This window comes from Thalassotalea euphylliae, from assembly GCF_003390375.1.
GTDB lineage: Bacteria > Pseudomonadota > Gammaproteobacteria > Enterobacterales > Alteromonadaceae > Thalassotalea_F > Thalassotalea_F euphylliae_A.
On sequence record NZ_QUOT01000001.1, the window covers coordinates 4,157,613 to 4,171,966 of the forward strand.

Annotated in this window: 9 protein-coding genes, 2 tRNA genes and 3 rRNA genes; 8 read left to right on the forward strand and 6 right to left on the reverse strand. The window is 44.0% G+C overall.

From position 1 onward, the window contains the following. Positions 1-159: 159 nt before the first annotated feature. The 5 genes from DXX94_RS18230 to rrf all read left to right on the forward strand — a co-directional run bounded on the left by DXX94_RS18230 (position 160) and on the right by rrf (position 5,598). Positions 160-1,702, forward strand: a 16S ribosomal RNA gene (locus DXX94_RS18230). Positions 1,703-1,794: 92 nt separating this feature from the next. Further along, positions 1,795-1,870, forward strand: a tRNA-Ala gene (locus DXX94_RS18235). Between the two features lie 127 nt (positions 1,871-1,997). Further along, positions 1,998-2,074: transfer RNA gene (locus DXX94_RS18240), tRNA-Ile, on the forward strand. Between the two features lie 416 nt (positions 2,075-2,490). After that, a 23S ribosomal RNA gene (locus DXX94_RS18245) occupies positions 2,491-5,366 on the forward strand. 117 nt (positions 5,367-5,483) lie between these two features. After that, positions 5,484-5,598: ribosomal RNA gene (rrf, locus tag DXX94_RS18250) — 5S ribosomal RNA — on the forward strand. Together the 16S, 23S and 5S rRNA genes with 2 tRNA genes alongside form the textbook arrangement of a ribosomal RNA operon. A gap of 319 nt (positions 5,599-5,917) precedes the next feature. Here the strand turns inward: rrf and DXX94_RS18255 are convergent. Continuing rightward, the gene (locus DXX94_RS18255; protein ID WP_116018103.1) at positions 5,918-6,427 is read right to left on the reverse strand and encodes an acyloxyacyl hydrolase; all 510 of its coding nucleotides are present in this window, start codon (positions 6,425-6,427) and stop codon (positions 5,918-5,920) included. 156 nt (positions 6,428-6,583) lie between these two features. Here DXX94_RS18255 and ylqF point away from each other — a divergent pair, with 156 nt between their 5' ends. Both ylqF and DXX94_RS18265 read left to right on the forward strand, forming a co-directional pair. After that, entirely contained in the window at positions 6,584-7,531 is a 948-nt protein-coding gene (ylqF, locus tag DXX94_RS18260; RefSeq protein ID WP_116018105.1) for a ribosome biogenesis GTPase YlqF, read from the forward strand. A 4-nt stretch (positions 7,532-7,535) separates the two neighbouring features. Then, positions 7,536-7,976: an HIT domain-containing protein gene (locus DXX94_RS18265; RefSeq protein ID WP_116018107.1), complete on the forward strand. Its 441-nt coding sequence runs from the start codon at positions 7,536-7,538 to the stop codon at positions 7,974-7,976. Positions 7,977-8,007: 31 nt separating this feature from the next. On the opposite strand, the gene megL is transcribed toward DXX94_RS18265, so the two are convergent. Further along, positions 8,008-9,213, reverse strand: a complete 1,206-nt coding sequence (megL, locus tag DXX94_RS18270; RefSeq protein ID WP_116018109.1) for a methionine gamma-lyase — start codon at positions 9,211-9,213, stop codon at positions 8,008-8,010. A 278-nt stretch (positions 9,214-9,491) separates the two neighbouring features. Between megL and DXX94_RS18275 the strand changes: the two genes are divergently transcribed. Next, on the forward strand, positions 9,492-11,042 hold the full coding sequence (locus tag DXX94_RS18275) for a sigma 54-interacting transcriptional regulator (protein WP_116018111.1): 1,551 nt from the start codon (positions 9,492-9,494) through the stop codon (positions 11,040-11,042). A 66-nt stretch (positions 11,043-11,108) separates the two neighbouring features. Here the strand turns inward: DXX94_RS18275 and DXX94_RS18280 are convergent, their stop codons facing one another. The 4 genes from DXX94_RS18280 to DXX94_RS18295 form a co-directional block, all read right to left on the reverse strand. After that, positions 11,109-11,906 carry a response regulator gene (locus DXX94_RS18280; RefSeq protein ID WP_116018113.1) on the reverse strand — a complete coding sequence of 266 codons (798 nt, stop codon included), beginning with the start codon at positions 11,904-11,906 and terminating at the stop codon, positions 11,109-11,111. A gap of 63 nt (positions 11,907-11,969) precedes the next feature. Next, positions 11,970-12,299, reverse strand: coding sequence for a stress response translation initiation inhibitor YciH (locus DXX94_RS18285; protein WP_116000675.1), 330 nt, complete (start codon positions 12,297-12,299; stop codon positions 11,970-11,972). 157 nt (positions 12,300-12,456) lie between these two features. Further along, positions 12,457-13,380, reverse strand: a complete 924-nt coding sequence (locus DXX94_RS18290) for an electron transfer flavoprotein subunit alpha/FixB family protein (protein ID WP_116018115.1) — start codon at positions 13,378-13,380, stop codon at positions 12,457-12,459. Then, a complete protein-coding gene (locus DXX94_RS18295) occupies positions 13,377-14,129 on the reverse strand; it encodes an electron transfer flavoprotein subunit beta/FixA family protein (RefSeq protein ID WP_116002413.1) in 753 nt (250 codons plus the stop codon). Before DXX94_RS18295 ends, DXX94_RS18290 begins: the two co-directional genes overlap by 4 nt. Between the last annotated feature and the right edge of the window lie 225 nt (positions 14,130-14,354).

Sequence of the window (14,354 nt, forward strand, 5' to 3'; positions counted from 1 at the left end):
GCAATTTGTGTGAGCATTCACATGATGTTGATTTTACAAATATAGCTAAGCTTGTCTTAGCAAAAATTAACTCAGTGAACTCATGCAAAAACTACTTAATATATAAGTTTTATTTGTACAGAATTCATTGAGCCGATGCTTAGGCATCACAAACGATTTTAATTGAAGAGTTTGATCATGGCTCAGATTGAACGCTGGCGGCAGGCTTAACACATGCAAGTCGAGCGGAAACGAAGAGGAGCTTGCTCCTTTGGCGTCGAGCGGCGGACGGGTGAGTAATGCTTGGGAATATGCCTTTTGGTGGGGGACAACAGTTGGAAACGACTGCTAATACCGCATAATGTTTACGGACCAAAGCGGGGGACCTTCGGGCCTCGTGCCAAAAGATTAGCCCAAGTGAGATTAGCTAGTTGGTGGGGTAAAGGCCTACCAAGGCGACGATCTCTAGCTGGTTTGAGAGGATGATCAGCCACACTGGGACTGAGACACGGCCCAGACTCCTACGGGAGGCAGCAGTGGGGAATATTGCACAATGGGGGAAACCCTGATGCAGCCATGCCGCGTGTGTGAAGAAGGCCTTCGGGTTGTAAAGCACTTTCAGTCGTGAGGAAAGGTTAGTAGGTAATATCTGCTAGCTGTGACGTTAGCGACAGAAGAAGCACCGGCTAACTCCGTGCCAGCAGCCGCGGTAATACGGAGGGTGCGAGCGTTAATCGGAATTACTGGGCGTAAAGCGTGCGTAGGCGGTTTGATAAGCCAGATGTGAAATCCCGGGGCTTAACCTCGGAACTGCATTTGGAACTGTTTGACTAGAGTACTGTAGAGGGTGGTGGAATTTCCAGTGTAGCGGTGAAATGCGTAGAGATTGGAAGGAACATCAGTGGCGAAGGCGGCCACCTGGACAGATACTGACGCTGAGGCACGAAAGCGTGGGGAGCGAACAGGATTAGATACCCTGGTAGTCCACGCCGTAAACGATGTCAACTAGCTGTTTGTGTTCTTGAAACGTGAGTAGCGTAGCTAACGCGCTAAGTTGACCGCCTGGGGAGTACGGCCGCAAGGTTAAAACTCAAATGAATTGACGGGGGCCCGCACAAGCGGTGGAGCATGTGGTTTAATTCGATGCAACGCGAAGAACCTTACCATCCCTTGACATCCAGAGAATTTTCTAGAGATAGATTAGTGCCTTCGGGAACTCTGAGACAGGTGCTGCATGGCTGTCGTCAGCTCGTGTTGTGAAATGTTGGGTTAAGTCCCGCAACGAGCGCAACCCCTATCCTTATTTGCCAGCGCGTAATGGCGGGAACTCTAAGGAGACTGCCGGTGATAAACCGGAGGAAGGTGGGGACGACGTCAAGTCATCATGGCCCTTACGGGATGGGCTACACACGTGCTACAATGGCGTATACAGAGGGCAGCGAGACCGCGAGGTGGAGCGAATCCCAGAAAGTACGTCGTAGTCCGGATTGGAGTCTGCAACTCGACTCCATGAAGTCGGAATCGCTAGTAATCGCGAATCAGAATGTCGCGGTGAATACGTTCCCGGGCCTTGTACACACCGCCCGTCACACCATGGGAGTGGGTTGCAAAAGAAGTGGCTAGTTTAACCTTCGGGAGGACGGTCACCACTTTGTGATTCATGACTGGGGTGAAGTCGTAACAAGGTAACCCTAGGGGAACCTGGGGTTGGATCACCTCCTTATCTTGAAGTAAAACGCACCATGTTGAGTGTTCACACACATTGCATTGATAACGAACGTATAAGAAGTAACCCTTTACTAATGCAGTAAATGAGGGGCTATAGCTCAGCTGGGAGAGCGCCTGCCTTGCACGCAGGAGGTCAGCAGTTCGATCCTGCTTAGCTCCACCACTTACCATTGGTACTGGCTCGAATAAAGAGCGCACCCCGCCACGTGATAAAAGCGGTGAGGTCGGCCTGTTTTTTTTAAGTCTGCCCAGACCTAGTAATAGGTAAAGGTGAACTCTTGAAATGATAAAGGTCTGTAGCTCAGCTGGTTAGAGCGCACCCCTGATAAGGGTGAGGTCGGCAGTTCAAGTCTGCCCAGACCTACCACTACTTCTTAACAAAGAATGAGAAACCAAACTTAAGGTGTTCATATGTTTCGTAAGAGAAGCGAACAATTTACGTTTGGTTTTTTAAACCACGATTTAAGCGAATGTGCCTTAAATTGAGTTCTTTAACAATTTGGAAAGCTGATATATATCCCGAATATATTTCTTGTTTTACATAAGAAAAATATTCGAATGATTGCTTTAGGTAAGACAAGAGTGTCGCGCTCTTTTCTTTAATGAATAAAGTAATCAAACCTGATAAATGATTTTTCCTTATCATTTATCAATCTAATTCAAGCATACTCCATTACTGTTCTTTTTAAGGATTGTTAATGAGTACGTGAAAATGTCAGTCATACATTAGCATCAAGATTTGTCTCTTGATGACTTAAATACGAAAACTATTTGGGGTTGTATGGTTAAGTGACTAAGCGTATATGGTGGATGCCTTGGCAGTTAGAGGCGATGAAAGACGTGTTAATCTGCGATAAGCCTAGGTAAGGTGATAAAAACCGTTATAACCTAGGATTTCTGAATGGGGAAACCCAGTGGCATAAGCCACTATCATTAAGTGAATACATAGCTTAATGAGGCGAACCGGGAGAACTGAAACATCTAAGTACCCCGAGGAAAAGAAATCAACCGAGATTTCCTTAGTAGCGGCGAGCGAACGGGAATTAGCCCTTAAGCTTATGGGCGTTAGTGGAACAAGCTGGAAAGCTTGGCGATACAGGGTGATAGCCCCGTACACGAAGACAAACATAAGTGAAATCGAGTAGGTCGGCACACGTGAAATGTTGACTGAACATGGGGGGACCATCCTCCAAGGCTAAATACTCCTAACTGACCGATAGTGAACCAGTACCGTGAGGGAAAGGCGAAAAGAACCCCTGTGAGGGGAGTGAAATAGAACCTGAAACCGTATACGTACAAGCAGTGGAAGCCTTCGGGTGACTGCGTACCTTTTGTATAATGGGTCAGCGACTTATATTCTGTAGCAAGGTTAACCGATTAGGGGAGCCGTAGCGAAAGCGAGTGTTAACTGCGCGTTTAGTTGCAGGGTATAGACCCGAAACCCGGCGATCTACCCATGGGCAGGTTGAAGGTTGGGTAACACCAACTGGAGGACCGAACACACGTATGTTGAAAAATGCGGTGATGACCTGTGGGTCGGAGTGAAAGGCTAATCAAGCCGGGAGATAGCTGGTTCTCCCCGAAATCTATTTAGGTAGAGCCTCGGACGAATACCATTGGGGGTAGAGCACTGTTAAGGCTAGGGGGTCATCCCGACTTACCAACCCTTTGCAAACTCCGAATACCAATGAGTACTATCCGGGAGACACACTATGGGTGCTAACGTCCGTAGTGAAGAGGGAAACAACCCAGACCGCCAGCTAAGGTCCCAAAGTCATAGTTAAGTGGGAAACGATGTGGAAAGGCATAGACAGCTAGGAGGTTGGCTTAGAAGCAGCCATCCTTTAAAGAAAGCGTAATAGCTCACTAGTCGAGTCGGTCTGCGCGGAAGATGTAACGGGGCTAAACTATGCACCGAAGCTGCGGATTCAAACTTTGTTTGAGTGGTAGGGGAGCGTTCTGTAAGCCGTTGAAGGTGTGTTGAGAAGCATGCTGGAGGTATCAGAAGTGCGAATGCTGACATGAGTAACGATAAAGGGGGTGAAAAACCCCCTCGCCGAAAGACCAAGGTTTCCTGTCCCATGTTAATCAGGGCAGGGTAAGTCGGCCCCTAAGGCGAGACCGAGAGGTGTAGTCGATGGGAAACAGATTAATATTTCTGTACTTCTTTATATTGCGATGGAGGGACGGAGAAGGCTAAGCAAGCATGGCGTTGGTTGTCCATGTGAAAGTATGTAGGCTGAGAACTTAGGCAAATCCGGGTTCTTAAGGCTGAGATACGAGACGAGGCTCTACGGAGTTGAAGTTGTTGATGCCCTGCTTCCAGGAAAAGCTTCTAAGCATAGATATAAAGGAACCGTACCCCAAACCGACACAGGTGGTTAGGTAGAGAATACTAAGGCGCTTGAGAGAACTCGGGTGAAGGAACTAGGCAAAATAGTACCGTAACTTCGGGAGAAGGTACGCCGGCTCTGGTGATGGGACTTGCTCCCTAAGCTGAGGTCGGTCGAAGTAACCAGGTGGCTGGAACTGTTTATTAAAAACACAGCACTGTGCAAAATCGAAAGATGACGTATACGGTGTGACGCCTGCCCGGTGCCGGAAGGTTAATTGATTGGGTTAGCTCTGCGAAGCTCATGATCGAAGCCCCGGTAAACGGCGGCCGTAACTATAACGGTCCTAAGGTAGCGAAATTCCTTGTCGGGTAAGTTCCGACCTGCACGAATGGCGTAATCATGGCCACACTGTCTCCACCCGAGACTCAGTGAAATTGAAATTGCGGTTAAGATGCCGTATACCCGCGGCTAGACGGAAAGACCCCGTGAACCTTTACTATAGCTTGACAGTGAACATTGCTCCTACATGTGTAGGATAGGTGGGAGGCTTTGAAACTTGCACGCCAGTGTGAGTGGAGCCAACCTTGAAATACCACCCTTGTATGCGTGATGTTCTAACCTAGGCCGATTATCTCGGTTGGGGACACTGTCTGGTGGGTAGTTTGACTGGGGCGGTCTCCTCCCAAAGCGTAACGGAGGAGCACGAAGGTTGGCTAAGTACGGTCGGACATCGTACGGTTAGTGCAATGGCATAAGCCAGCTTAACTGCGAGACAGACACGTCGAGCAGGTGCGAAAGCAGGTCATAGTGATCCGGTGGTTCTGTATGGAAGGGCCATCGCTCAACGGATAAAAGGTACTCCGGGGATAACAGGCTGATACCGCCCAAGAGTTCATATCGACGGCGGTGTTTGGCACCTCGATGTCGGCTCATCACATCCTGGGGCTGAAGTCGGTCCCAAGGGTATGGCTGTTCGCCATTTAAAGTGGTACGCGAGCTGGGTTTAGAACGTCGTGAGACAGTTCGGTCCCTATCTGCCGTGGGCGTTTGAGAATTGAAGAGGGCTGCTCCTAGTACGAGAGGACCGGAGTGGACGAACCTCTGGTGTTCCGGTTGTTTCGCCAGAAGCATTGCCGGGTAGCTACGTTCGGAACTGATAACCGCTGAAAGCATCTAAGCGGGAAGCAGGCTTTGAGATGAGTTCTCACTGGGACTTTAAGTCCCCTGAAGGGTCGTTGGAGACTACGACGTTGATAGGTCAGGTGTGTAAGGGTTGTGAGGCCTTGAGCTAACTGATACTAATTGCCCGTGAGGCTTAACCATACAACACCCAAATGGTTTTGACTGACAAAACATCACGTACTAACGTGTGCTTGAAACGATATATACAGCATTCCGAATTGATTTACTTGCTTAAGCAGCAGGTAAATAACAGTTTCGCCTAGCGACAATAGCGTTGTAGAACCACCTGACCCCATGCCGAACTCAGAAGTGAAATGCAACTGCGCCGATGGTAGTGTGGGAGGTCCCATGTGAGAGTAGGTCATCGCTAGGCACTTAATTAAGAAAAGCCCTCGTCTTAGGACGAGGGCTTTTTGCGTTTATAGGGCTTAATTAAAAGAATCACCTGCCTAGTGACAGCATCTTCGCATTTCATGGAATTTAATAGAATTCCTGAACCATAAATGTGACGAGGGGGGCTACTTAAAGAGTCTAATTTTGACAAACTCTCACACGCCACTAATTATTCTATTCAGTTTTATAGTTCTAACGCACTGCACCGTTTCGCTCGCCACACACTTAACTGATTAAATAACTTAGTCAGAGTGTGGCTGAATTAAATTTGCTAAGCTATTTGGTATTTGACGCCGCTGTTACCAGTTGTATTGATAAAGTAGAGAGATAATGTTCAGCCCGTCGTTATACTTATTGGTATTGGCGTTGGAGTAGTGTGAGAAAGATAAAGCTATTTGATGATTTGGATTTGCTCTAAGTCCAACTTCGAGTTTATCTTCAAACATCCAATTACTACCTAGCCTTCTATTTCCCCAGCGTGTTTGATCAACGTAAGCTGCACCTATCCCAAATTTGATAAACCACCATTGGTCTTGCTGTCTGAGTGGGTAATTGAACATTGGAATAAGTGCACCTGTTTTTAAGTCAGGGCCATACAAGTTTTGCCAAGATGCGGCTGAAACATCAAGTGTAAGATAGAGGTTGTTTCGTTCTAGTAGCCCTATATTTGTGGGGGGGTTGAATATAAGACCAAGCTTTTGGGTGTCAGATCTGTCTTTAGCTGTCGACTCTCCAATTGCATAGTAAAGGCTATGAGCGCTCACTGTGCTTTGTGCAATTAACACTATCAACAATAATAATAATTTCATTGAACAAACATAATAAGACGGCTTACTTAAACCTTAGAATAAAATTAACTTGCTAGCGAACTTGTCAGGTGGGATTTAACGCTATTTTAGTTAAGATTTTTAACTTGTTGGGTGATAAAATCTATTTATGTATTTTCGTTTAACTCCCCTTTAAGAATGGCAATAAACTGGTTCCCGGGTCATATGCACAAGGCCCAAAAAGAGATCAAAGAAATCCTACCGACAATTGATGTTGTAATTGAAGTATGTGATGCACGCTTGCCGTTTAGCAGCGAAAATCCGATGATCACTGAAATTCGCGGTGACAAACCATTGATCAAAATTCTCAATAAGTCTGACTTAGCTGATCCAGTAATGACTAAAGTATGGTTGGACTATTTAGACGCCCAGCAAAATGTGAAGGCTATTGCGTTAACCACAGACTCTCCGTCAATTGCAAAACAAATTCCTCAGTTGATCAGAAAGCTAGTGCCGCATAAAGATGAGACAGGCAAACAAATTAATGCTGTGATCATGGGCATACCCAATGTTGGTAAATCGACATTACTCAATACGCTAGTGGGTAAAGCAAAGGCGAAAGTGGGTAATGAACCTGCGGTAACCAAAGGTCAGCAACGTATTCGACTAGAAGATGGCTTATATCTTTACGACACGCCAGGCATGCTATGGCCCAAGATAGTAAATGAAAATAGTGGTTATCGTTTAGCAGTAACCAGTGCAGTCAAAGATACAGCCTTTGATCATGAAGAAATCGCTTGTTTTGCTGCTGAATATTTATTGGAAACTTATCCTCAGCGATTAAAAGAGCGTTACAAGCTTAATGAAATGCCACATACGGAAGTTGAACTGATTGAGGAAATTGGTCGTAATCGAGGCTGTGTGAAAAGCGGCGGCCATGTCGACTTCCATAAGGCCTCAGCTATCTTAGTGAATGAAATTCGCGATAAAACGCTGGGCGAACTTACTTTTGAAACACCTGAGATAGTGGAAAAAGAAATCATCCACTTTAATGAGTTAGAAGAAAAGAAAATAGCCGAACGTGAAGCTCGCAAAGAAGCTCGCGGTCGTGGCCGTAAAAATAAACCGAAAAAGAAAAAGAGATAAACACATGACAGATGTTCAATTAAATGAATTCCAACTTCATGAGTTATTGGTGCGCGACGGTATTGAATTAATTGACTTACCACTGAGTAAATTACTTTTGATGAATGATTCACAATATCCTTGGTTTGTATTGGTTCCTAGGGTGGAGAATATTAAAGACATTTATCAGTTAGACTGGGAGCAACAGCAACAACTACTGAACGAATCCAGTATGTTAAGCGAAATATTAATGGAGCTTTTTCAGGGTGACAAAATGAATGTTGCAGCCCTTGGTAACGTTTGTCCGCAATTACATATGCATCACATTGTACGCTTTGCAAATGATCCTGCTTGGCCAAAACCGATTTGGGGTGAATTGCCTATGAGACCATACACTGAAATAGAAGTTGAACAATTGAAAGCTAAAGTACTACCCAGTATAGAGGCAGTACTAGCCAACAACTAAAATGCCACAGTATTAAGTGGCTTTTTAAGGGTTAGGCGACCCGCTGATCGCTATTGCTGACTTGATCAAGCGATTGTTTTAGGTCAGCAATTAGATCTTCAACATACTCTAGGCCAACTGAAATACGTATTAGCGTGTCGCTTATCCCAGCATCTAGTCGCTCTTCTTGTGAGTAAGGAGAGTGCGTCATTGACGCGGGGTGTTGAATTAGCGATTCTGCATCTCCTAAGCTTACCGCTATTGAAAAAAGCTTCATACGGTTAATTAAAGCAGTTCCTTCTGCAATATCGCCTTTAATCTCAAAGCCGATAACACCGCCAGCAGCTTTCATTTGCTTACCTATAAATTTATACCCTTGGTGTTCTTTTAGACCCGGGTAGTGAACTTTGTCTACCATAGGGTGTTGGGCTAGAAACTCAGCGACTATCTGTGCGCTTTTACAGTGCTGCTCTACACGAATAGGTAAAGTCTTTAACCCTCTGAGTATTAGCCATGCATCGTGTGGGCTAATCGTTGCTCCGATATCTTTTAACACGGTTAGCTTGATATGGCTGATCATTTCAGCTGAGCCGCAAATAATTCCGGCGACAACATCACCATGACCATTTAGATATTTAGTTGCACTATGAACAATAAGATCGAAGCCAAACTGTGCTGGTTGTTGCAAGATTGGGGTTAAAAATGTGTTGTCGATAATGGAAATAAGCTGATGTTTTTTGGCTAGCTTTCCAATTGATTCAATATCAAGTACCACTAAATTGGGGTTGATGGGCGATTCTAAGAAAATCACTTTGGTACTGGGTTGAATTGACGCCTCTATGTTGTCGATGTTTGTCATATCAACAAATGTAACCTCAATTCCCCATTTAGTTAACTGGTGAGCCATTAACGCGTATGAGCAGCCATAAACGGCTTTAGAAGCAATTAAATGGTCACCAGCAGACAAATTAGCTAACAAGGCGCCAGATACAGCCCCCATGCCAGTAGCGGTTGCAGCGGCGTCTTCCATTCCCTCCATTGCAGCAAGTCGCATTTCTAGTTGACGAGTGGTTGGGTTACCTAAACGGGTATAAATAAAGCCGGCTTCCTCACCTGCAAAGCGATTAGCGCCTTGCATAGCATTATCGAATACAAACGTTGATGTTTGATAAAGCGGCGTCGCTAGTGAGCCAAACTGCTCATCATTAATGCGTCCAGCATGAATAGCTTGCGTGGCAATATGCTTGCTTACTGTCATGGTTAACTCCAAATCTGCTTATTGTTGTTATTTTTCTAAGGATTGCAAAGACCGAGCAAGTTATGAGCCTATAAATAAAAGTATATTTAACAAAGAGATAGCGTTTACTAATTTAAAAACTGTCACAAATATATTACATGGGAAGATAACAACCAGTATCGAGAAATATAAATTTTGATTACTAGACATTGTGTTTACTTGATGTATTGGTTGCTAATCAATCAATGGTTAGCAATACTTGTATGTAATATAAAGGTGACGCGTAACAAAAAAATTACATGCGATTTGAAGTGTTTTCAACCGATCGACTTGGTATTAGCCAGGAAATATTGAATGAACTGGCTAATCTAGGCCTAAATATTAAGGCAATGGAAGTCGCTAGCGGTATTATTTACCTTAATATCGAAAGCCGAGATTTAGACTTTGCAACTATTCAGCAATCTATTTCAAAAGTGGACGGTGTCAGCCTTTGCCAGCAGCTCGACCTGCTGCCTAGTGAGCTAAAGCAGCAACATTTACAAGCTCTACTTAAACGAATTCCTGATCCCATCTTTGATCTTGATGCCGCGGGGCAAGTCATCTCATGTAATCATCACCGTCATATCTATTTGTCGCGCCCAAGCGAGCAAGTATTAGGGATTACGCTTACAGAGCTTAGGCAGAAAGCTGCCTTTAGCCGAGATGTTAGCTTTGAGGAGCAAACTTTCCAAGCTGAAGTCACTCCCTTATGGATTGATGGTGTTTTTAGCGGTGCTGTTGTTATGCTTAAATCGCTAGATAAAGTTGCAAATCAATTATCTAATTTTCAACAATCCATTAGCTTTAACGGTATGGAAGATATCGTCGGTGATTCACTACCGATTCTTCAGGTCAAAGAGCAGCTTTTCAAGTTTGCGGGGCTAGATTTACCCATATTGATAAATGGTGAAACAGGTACAGGTAAAGAGCTGGTTGCTCGGGCAATTCACCTGCAAAGTCATCGAAAAGACAAACCATTCTTAGCGATTAACTGCGCGGCTCTACCTGAACAATTACTAGAGAGTGAGCTATTTGGCTATGTTGCCGGTGCTTTTACAGGGGCAAGTACAAAAGGTAAACCAGGGTTATTTGAGTTAGCAAATGGTGGCACGGTTTTTCTTGACGAAATTGCAGAAATGTCAGTTTACCTGCAAGCTAAGTTATTACGGTTTTTGCAAGATTATAGCTTTCGCAGATTGGGTGGAAATAAGGAAACACAAGCGAATGTGCGAATTATCTCTGCTAGTCATCAACCGTTTGAACAACTCATTGCCCAAGGCAACTTTAGGCAAGATCTATATTATCGACTCAATGTACTCAATCTTATGCTCCCCCCGCTTAAAGCCAGAGTCGAAGATATTAAACAACTGTGTGATCATTTTATTTGCCAAGCTCGCGAGCAAACCAAATTAGCTAAACCAGAATTGCTGCCAGATGCGCTTAGCGTTTTGCATGCTTACAACTGGCCTGGGAATATCAGGCAGCTACAAAATGTGATGTTTAGGCTAACGGCATTAAATAGTGGTAAGCAAATTTCAGCGCCAATGATTAAGCAAGTGCTGAATCAATTTACTTCAACATTTGATGACAAGCCTACGGTTGATTCATTAAACGTTATGCGGGGTGATTCATCAGACTGGTTGAGTGTAGATAACTGGCAAGAGGCGCAATCTCGGTTTGAAAGTAGCTTATTGAAGGCGCTTTATCCGCATTTCCCTAGCACACGTAAACTTGCACAACGACTAGCTGTTTCCCATAACAAAATTGCGATAAAGCTGAGGCAATATGGTATTAAATGCCCAAGTGATTAGGTTTTTAATATTAAAAGTTAACTGCCAGAGTTTTTCATTAATCTCTGACAGTCAATTTAGATGAACTTATTGCTGCAACAATTGAAACAGCAACTGTTTAACAAATTGTGGTTCAAACGGCTTGTCACAAAGCGCATTAACACCGTCTTGCTCGATATTCGCTAAGTGAGTTTCGCTACTTTCACTGGTTACCATTAGCACTGGAAGGTGTGATTGTTGGCTTTGCTCACGAATGTATTTTGTCAATTCTCTACCGTCAACTTCTGGCATGTTGTAGTCAGTAACCACAATATCAAACATATTGTCTTCTAAGATGCCAATGGCTTGTTTACCGTCTTCTGCTTCCGTTACTTTTTGTAGACCAAGGTTATTAAGCACTCGTCTGATGTGGTTACGGGCAAGGGTACTATCATCAACCAGTAATACGCGAATGTCGTTAACATCAAAGTAGTCTAACTCCATTTCATCCGGTGATAGCAAATCAATGGTAGTGTTAATAGCCGCACTTAAGTGTTCAGGCGTAAAAGGCTTGGGCAACAAGGCAACAACGCCTGATTGTTTAAACTCTTCCAAACTTTCTTTTTTGTATTCGCTGGAAACCAACATAAAGGCAATATCAGCGTGCTTGTCACTGGTTTTTATATGTTTGAGCACATCAAGTGCAGTGCCGTCATCAAAATACATCGCACTGGTGATTAAATCGGGGGGATGACGATCGACAATCGCAATACTTTCGGCAACATTGTTCGCGGTGGTAATTTGTGTAATTCCAGCCTTTTCTAATTCGCCAACAATAATTTTACGTTGAGTATCCGAGGGCTCTATTAATAAAATAGAGAGTTCGCTTGGGGTAATATTTGCCATTACTGCTTCCGCTTATTTTTATACTTAATTATTTTGTGCAATAAAAAGGTTAGTCAAAAAAGGTTAGCCGCCAATAAATTTAACTTTAAAACCTTCTTTTTCTAGCACTGTTTTGATCACGTCGCGCTTGTCTCCTTGCACTTCGATGGTTTCACCAACGACGCTACCACCTGTGCCACAGCTTTTTTTTAGCTTGCTGGCTAGGTTCTTTAATTCCTTTGCTGCTAAGCCTAGACCGGAGATCACTACAACGCCTTTCCCTTTTCTGCCTTTTGTTTCTCGGCGCACTTTGGCAAAGCCATCACTTGGGGTAACGGTCTCTTCAGTTTCTTCTTTAATTCGACCTTTATCGGTGGAGTAAACGAGGGTAGATAATTGATCTTGCCAAGACATAGGCGTAACTGCTCTTGATGAAATTTAGGCAATTATAACCACAATCCAAATAACAGGCGAAAAAAAACCAGCGATTCTAGTCGAACTCGCTGGTTTTTTGATTTGCGCCAAACTTTAGAAAAGCTTAGCTGTAGCTATATAAGCTTTAAGCGGTAACTTATAGCTTACCTTCTAATTCAGGTAACGCTTCGAATAAGTCAGCTTCTAGGCCGTAGTCAGCTACTTGGAAAATAGGTGCTTCTGGATCTTTGTTAATCGCAACAATTACTTTCGAGTCTTTCATACCCGCTAAGTGTTGAATTGCACCAGAAATACCTACGGCAATGTAAAGGTCAGGAGCAACAATTTTACCCGTTTGACCTACTTGCATGTCGTTTGGTACGAAGCCAGCATCAACCGCTGCACGAGATGCACCGATTGCTGCGCCAAGCTTGTCAGCAATACCTTCAAGTAGTTTGAAGTTGTCGCCATTTTGCATACCACGACCACCAGAGATAACTACTGGTGCTGCACCAAGGTCAGGGCGCTCTGATTCCGTTAGTTCGTCAGAAACGTGGCTAGAAATACCAGCGTCAGTTGCTTGGCCTAGGGCTACTACTTCTGCATTACCGTCAGTCGCTACTGCGTCGAAAGCAGTTGCACGAACTGTGATTACTTTCTTAGCATCTAAGCTTTGTACGGTTGCAATTGCGTTACCCGCGTAGATTGGGCGAACAAATGTGTCAGCACTTTCAATACCAATGATGTCAGAAATTTGAGCAACGTCTAATAACGCTGCAACGCGTGGCATAAAGTTCTTACCCGTAGTAAGTGCTGTTGCGATGATTGCGTCGTAGTCTGCTGCTAATTCAGTAACTAGTAACGAAACGTTCTCAGCAAGTTGGTTTGCGTAAGCAGCGTTATCAGCTACCAATACTTTTGCAACACCACCTACTTTTGCTGCTTCTTCAGCAACTGCGCCGCAGTTGTGACCTGCAACTAAAAGGTGAATGTCGCCGCCAATTTTTTGAGCTGCCGCAACAGTTTTTAACGTTTCAGCTTTTAAGCTGCTGTTGTCGTGTTCTGCGTAAACTAAAATCATGAGATCACCTTCGCTTCAGTTTTTAACTTCTCAATTAATTGGTCAACAGACTCAACCATAATACCAGCGCTGCGCTCTGCAGGTGGTGTTACTTTGATTACGTTAGCACGTGGGCTTAAGTCGATACCAAAATCAGCCGCGGCTTTAACATCTAAAGGCTTACGCTTAGCTTTCATGATATCTGGTAGTTTTGCGTAACGTGGTTCGTTCAAACGAAGGTCAGTTGTTACAATTGCAGGTAGGTTAAGCGCTACAGTTTGTAGACCACCGTCAACTTCACGAGTAACGTTAACCTTGTCGCCTTCAACTTTAACTTCAGAAGCGAATGTACCTTGTGGCATACCTGTTAGCGCACCTAACATTTGGCCAGTCTGGTTGTTGTCTGAGTCAATTGACTGCTTACCAAGGATTACTAGTTGTGGCGCTTCTTCTTCAACCACTTTTTGTAGCAATTTAGCGATGTTGATTGAATCTAAAGACTCTTCAGTTTCAATGCGGATAGCGCGGTCAGCACCAAGCGCTAGCGCTGTACGAATTTGCTCTTCACACTTCTTGTCGCCGATAGACACAACAACAACTTCTGTTGCTGTACCAGCTTCTTTTAAGCGCACCGCTTCTTCTACTGCGATTTCACAGAATGGGTTAACCGCCATTTTTACGTTAGCTAAGTCAACATCTGAATTGTCAGGTTTAACACGCACTTTGACGTTATAGTCAATTACGCGTTTGATGGGTACTAATACTTTCATCATCGCCTCTGTTTGTTTCTTGTCATGTTAGAGATGCCAATACCTTTGTATTAACATCATTATTTGAGTAAACGCTCGACAGACTACTTTCAGTTTACGGTTACGTCAATGTCACAATTATCTAATCTTTAGACTCGATTGCGTAAAATCAATGGTTAACCAGTAAATTGTTACTTACAGGATAGTATTTGTCGGCAAAATATCTATAATGGGTTGATATTATCA

Excerpts from the sequence above, each read along its gene's own strand:
- DXX94_RS18255 (WP_116018103.1), bottom strand. The coding sequence starts at position 6,427 with ATGAAATTATTATTATTGTTGATAGTGTTAATTGCACAAAGCACAGTG.
- ylqF (WP_116018105.1), top strand. The coding sequence starts at position 6,584 with ATGGCAATAAACTGGTTCCCGGGTCATATGCACAAGGCCCAAAAAGAG.
- DXX94_RS18265 (WP_116018107.1), top strand. The coding sequence starts at position 7,536 with ATGACAGATGTTCAATTAAATGAATTCCAACTTCATGAGTTATTGGTG.
- megL (WP_116018109.1), bottom strand. The coding sequence starts at position 9,213 with ATGACAGTAAGCAAGCATATTGCCACGCAAGCTATTCATGCTGGACGC.
- DXX94_RS18275 (WP_116018111.1), top strand. The coding sequence starts at position 9,492 with ATGCGATTTGAAGTGTTTTCAACCGATCGACTTGGTATTAGCCAGGAA.
- DXX94_RS18280 (WP_116018113.1), bottom strand. The coding sequence starts at position 11,906 with ATGGCAAATATTACCCCAAGCGAACTCTCTATTTTATTAATAGAGCCC.
- DXX94_RS18285 (WP_116000675.1), bottom strand. The coding sequence starts at position 12,299 with ATGTCTTGGCAAGATCAATTATCTACCCTCGTTTACTCCACCGATAAA.
- DXX94_RS18290 (WP_116018115.1), bottom strand. The coding sequence starts at position 13,380 with ATGATTTTAGTTTACGCAGAACACGACAACAGCAGCTTAAAAGCTGAA.
- DXX94_RS18295 (WP_116002413.1), bottom strand. The coding sequence starts at position 14,129 with ATGAAAGTATTAGTACCCATCAAACGCGTAATTGACTATAACGTCAAA.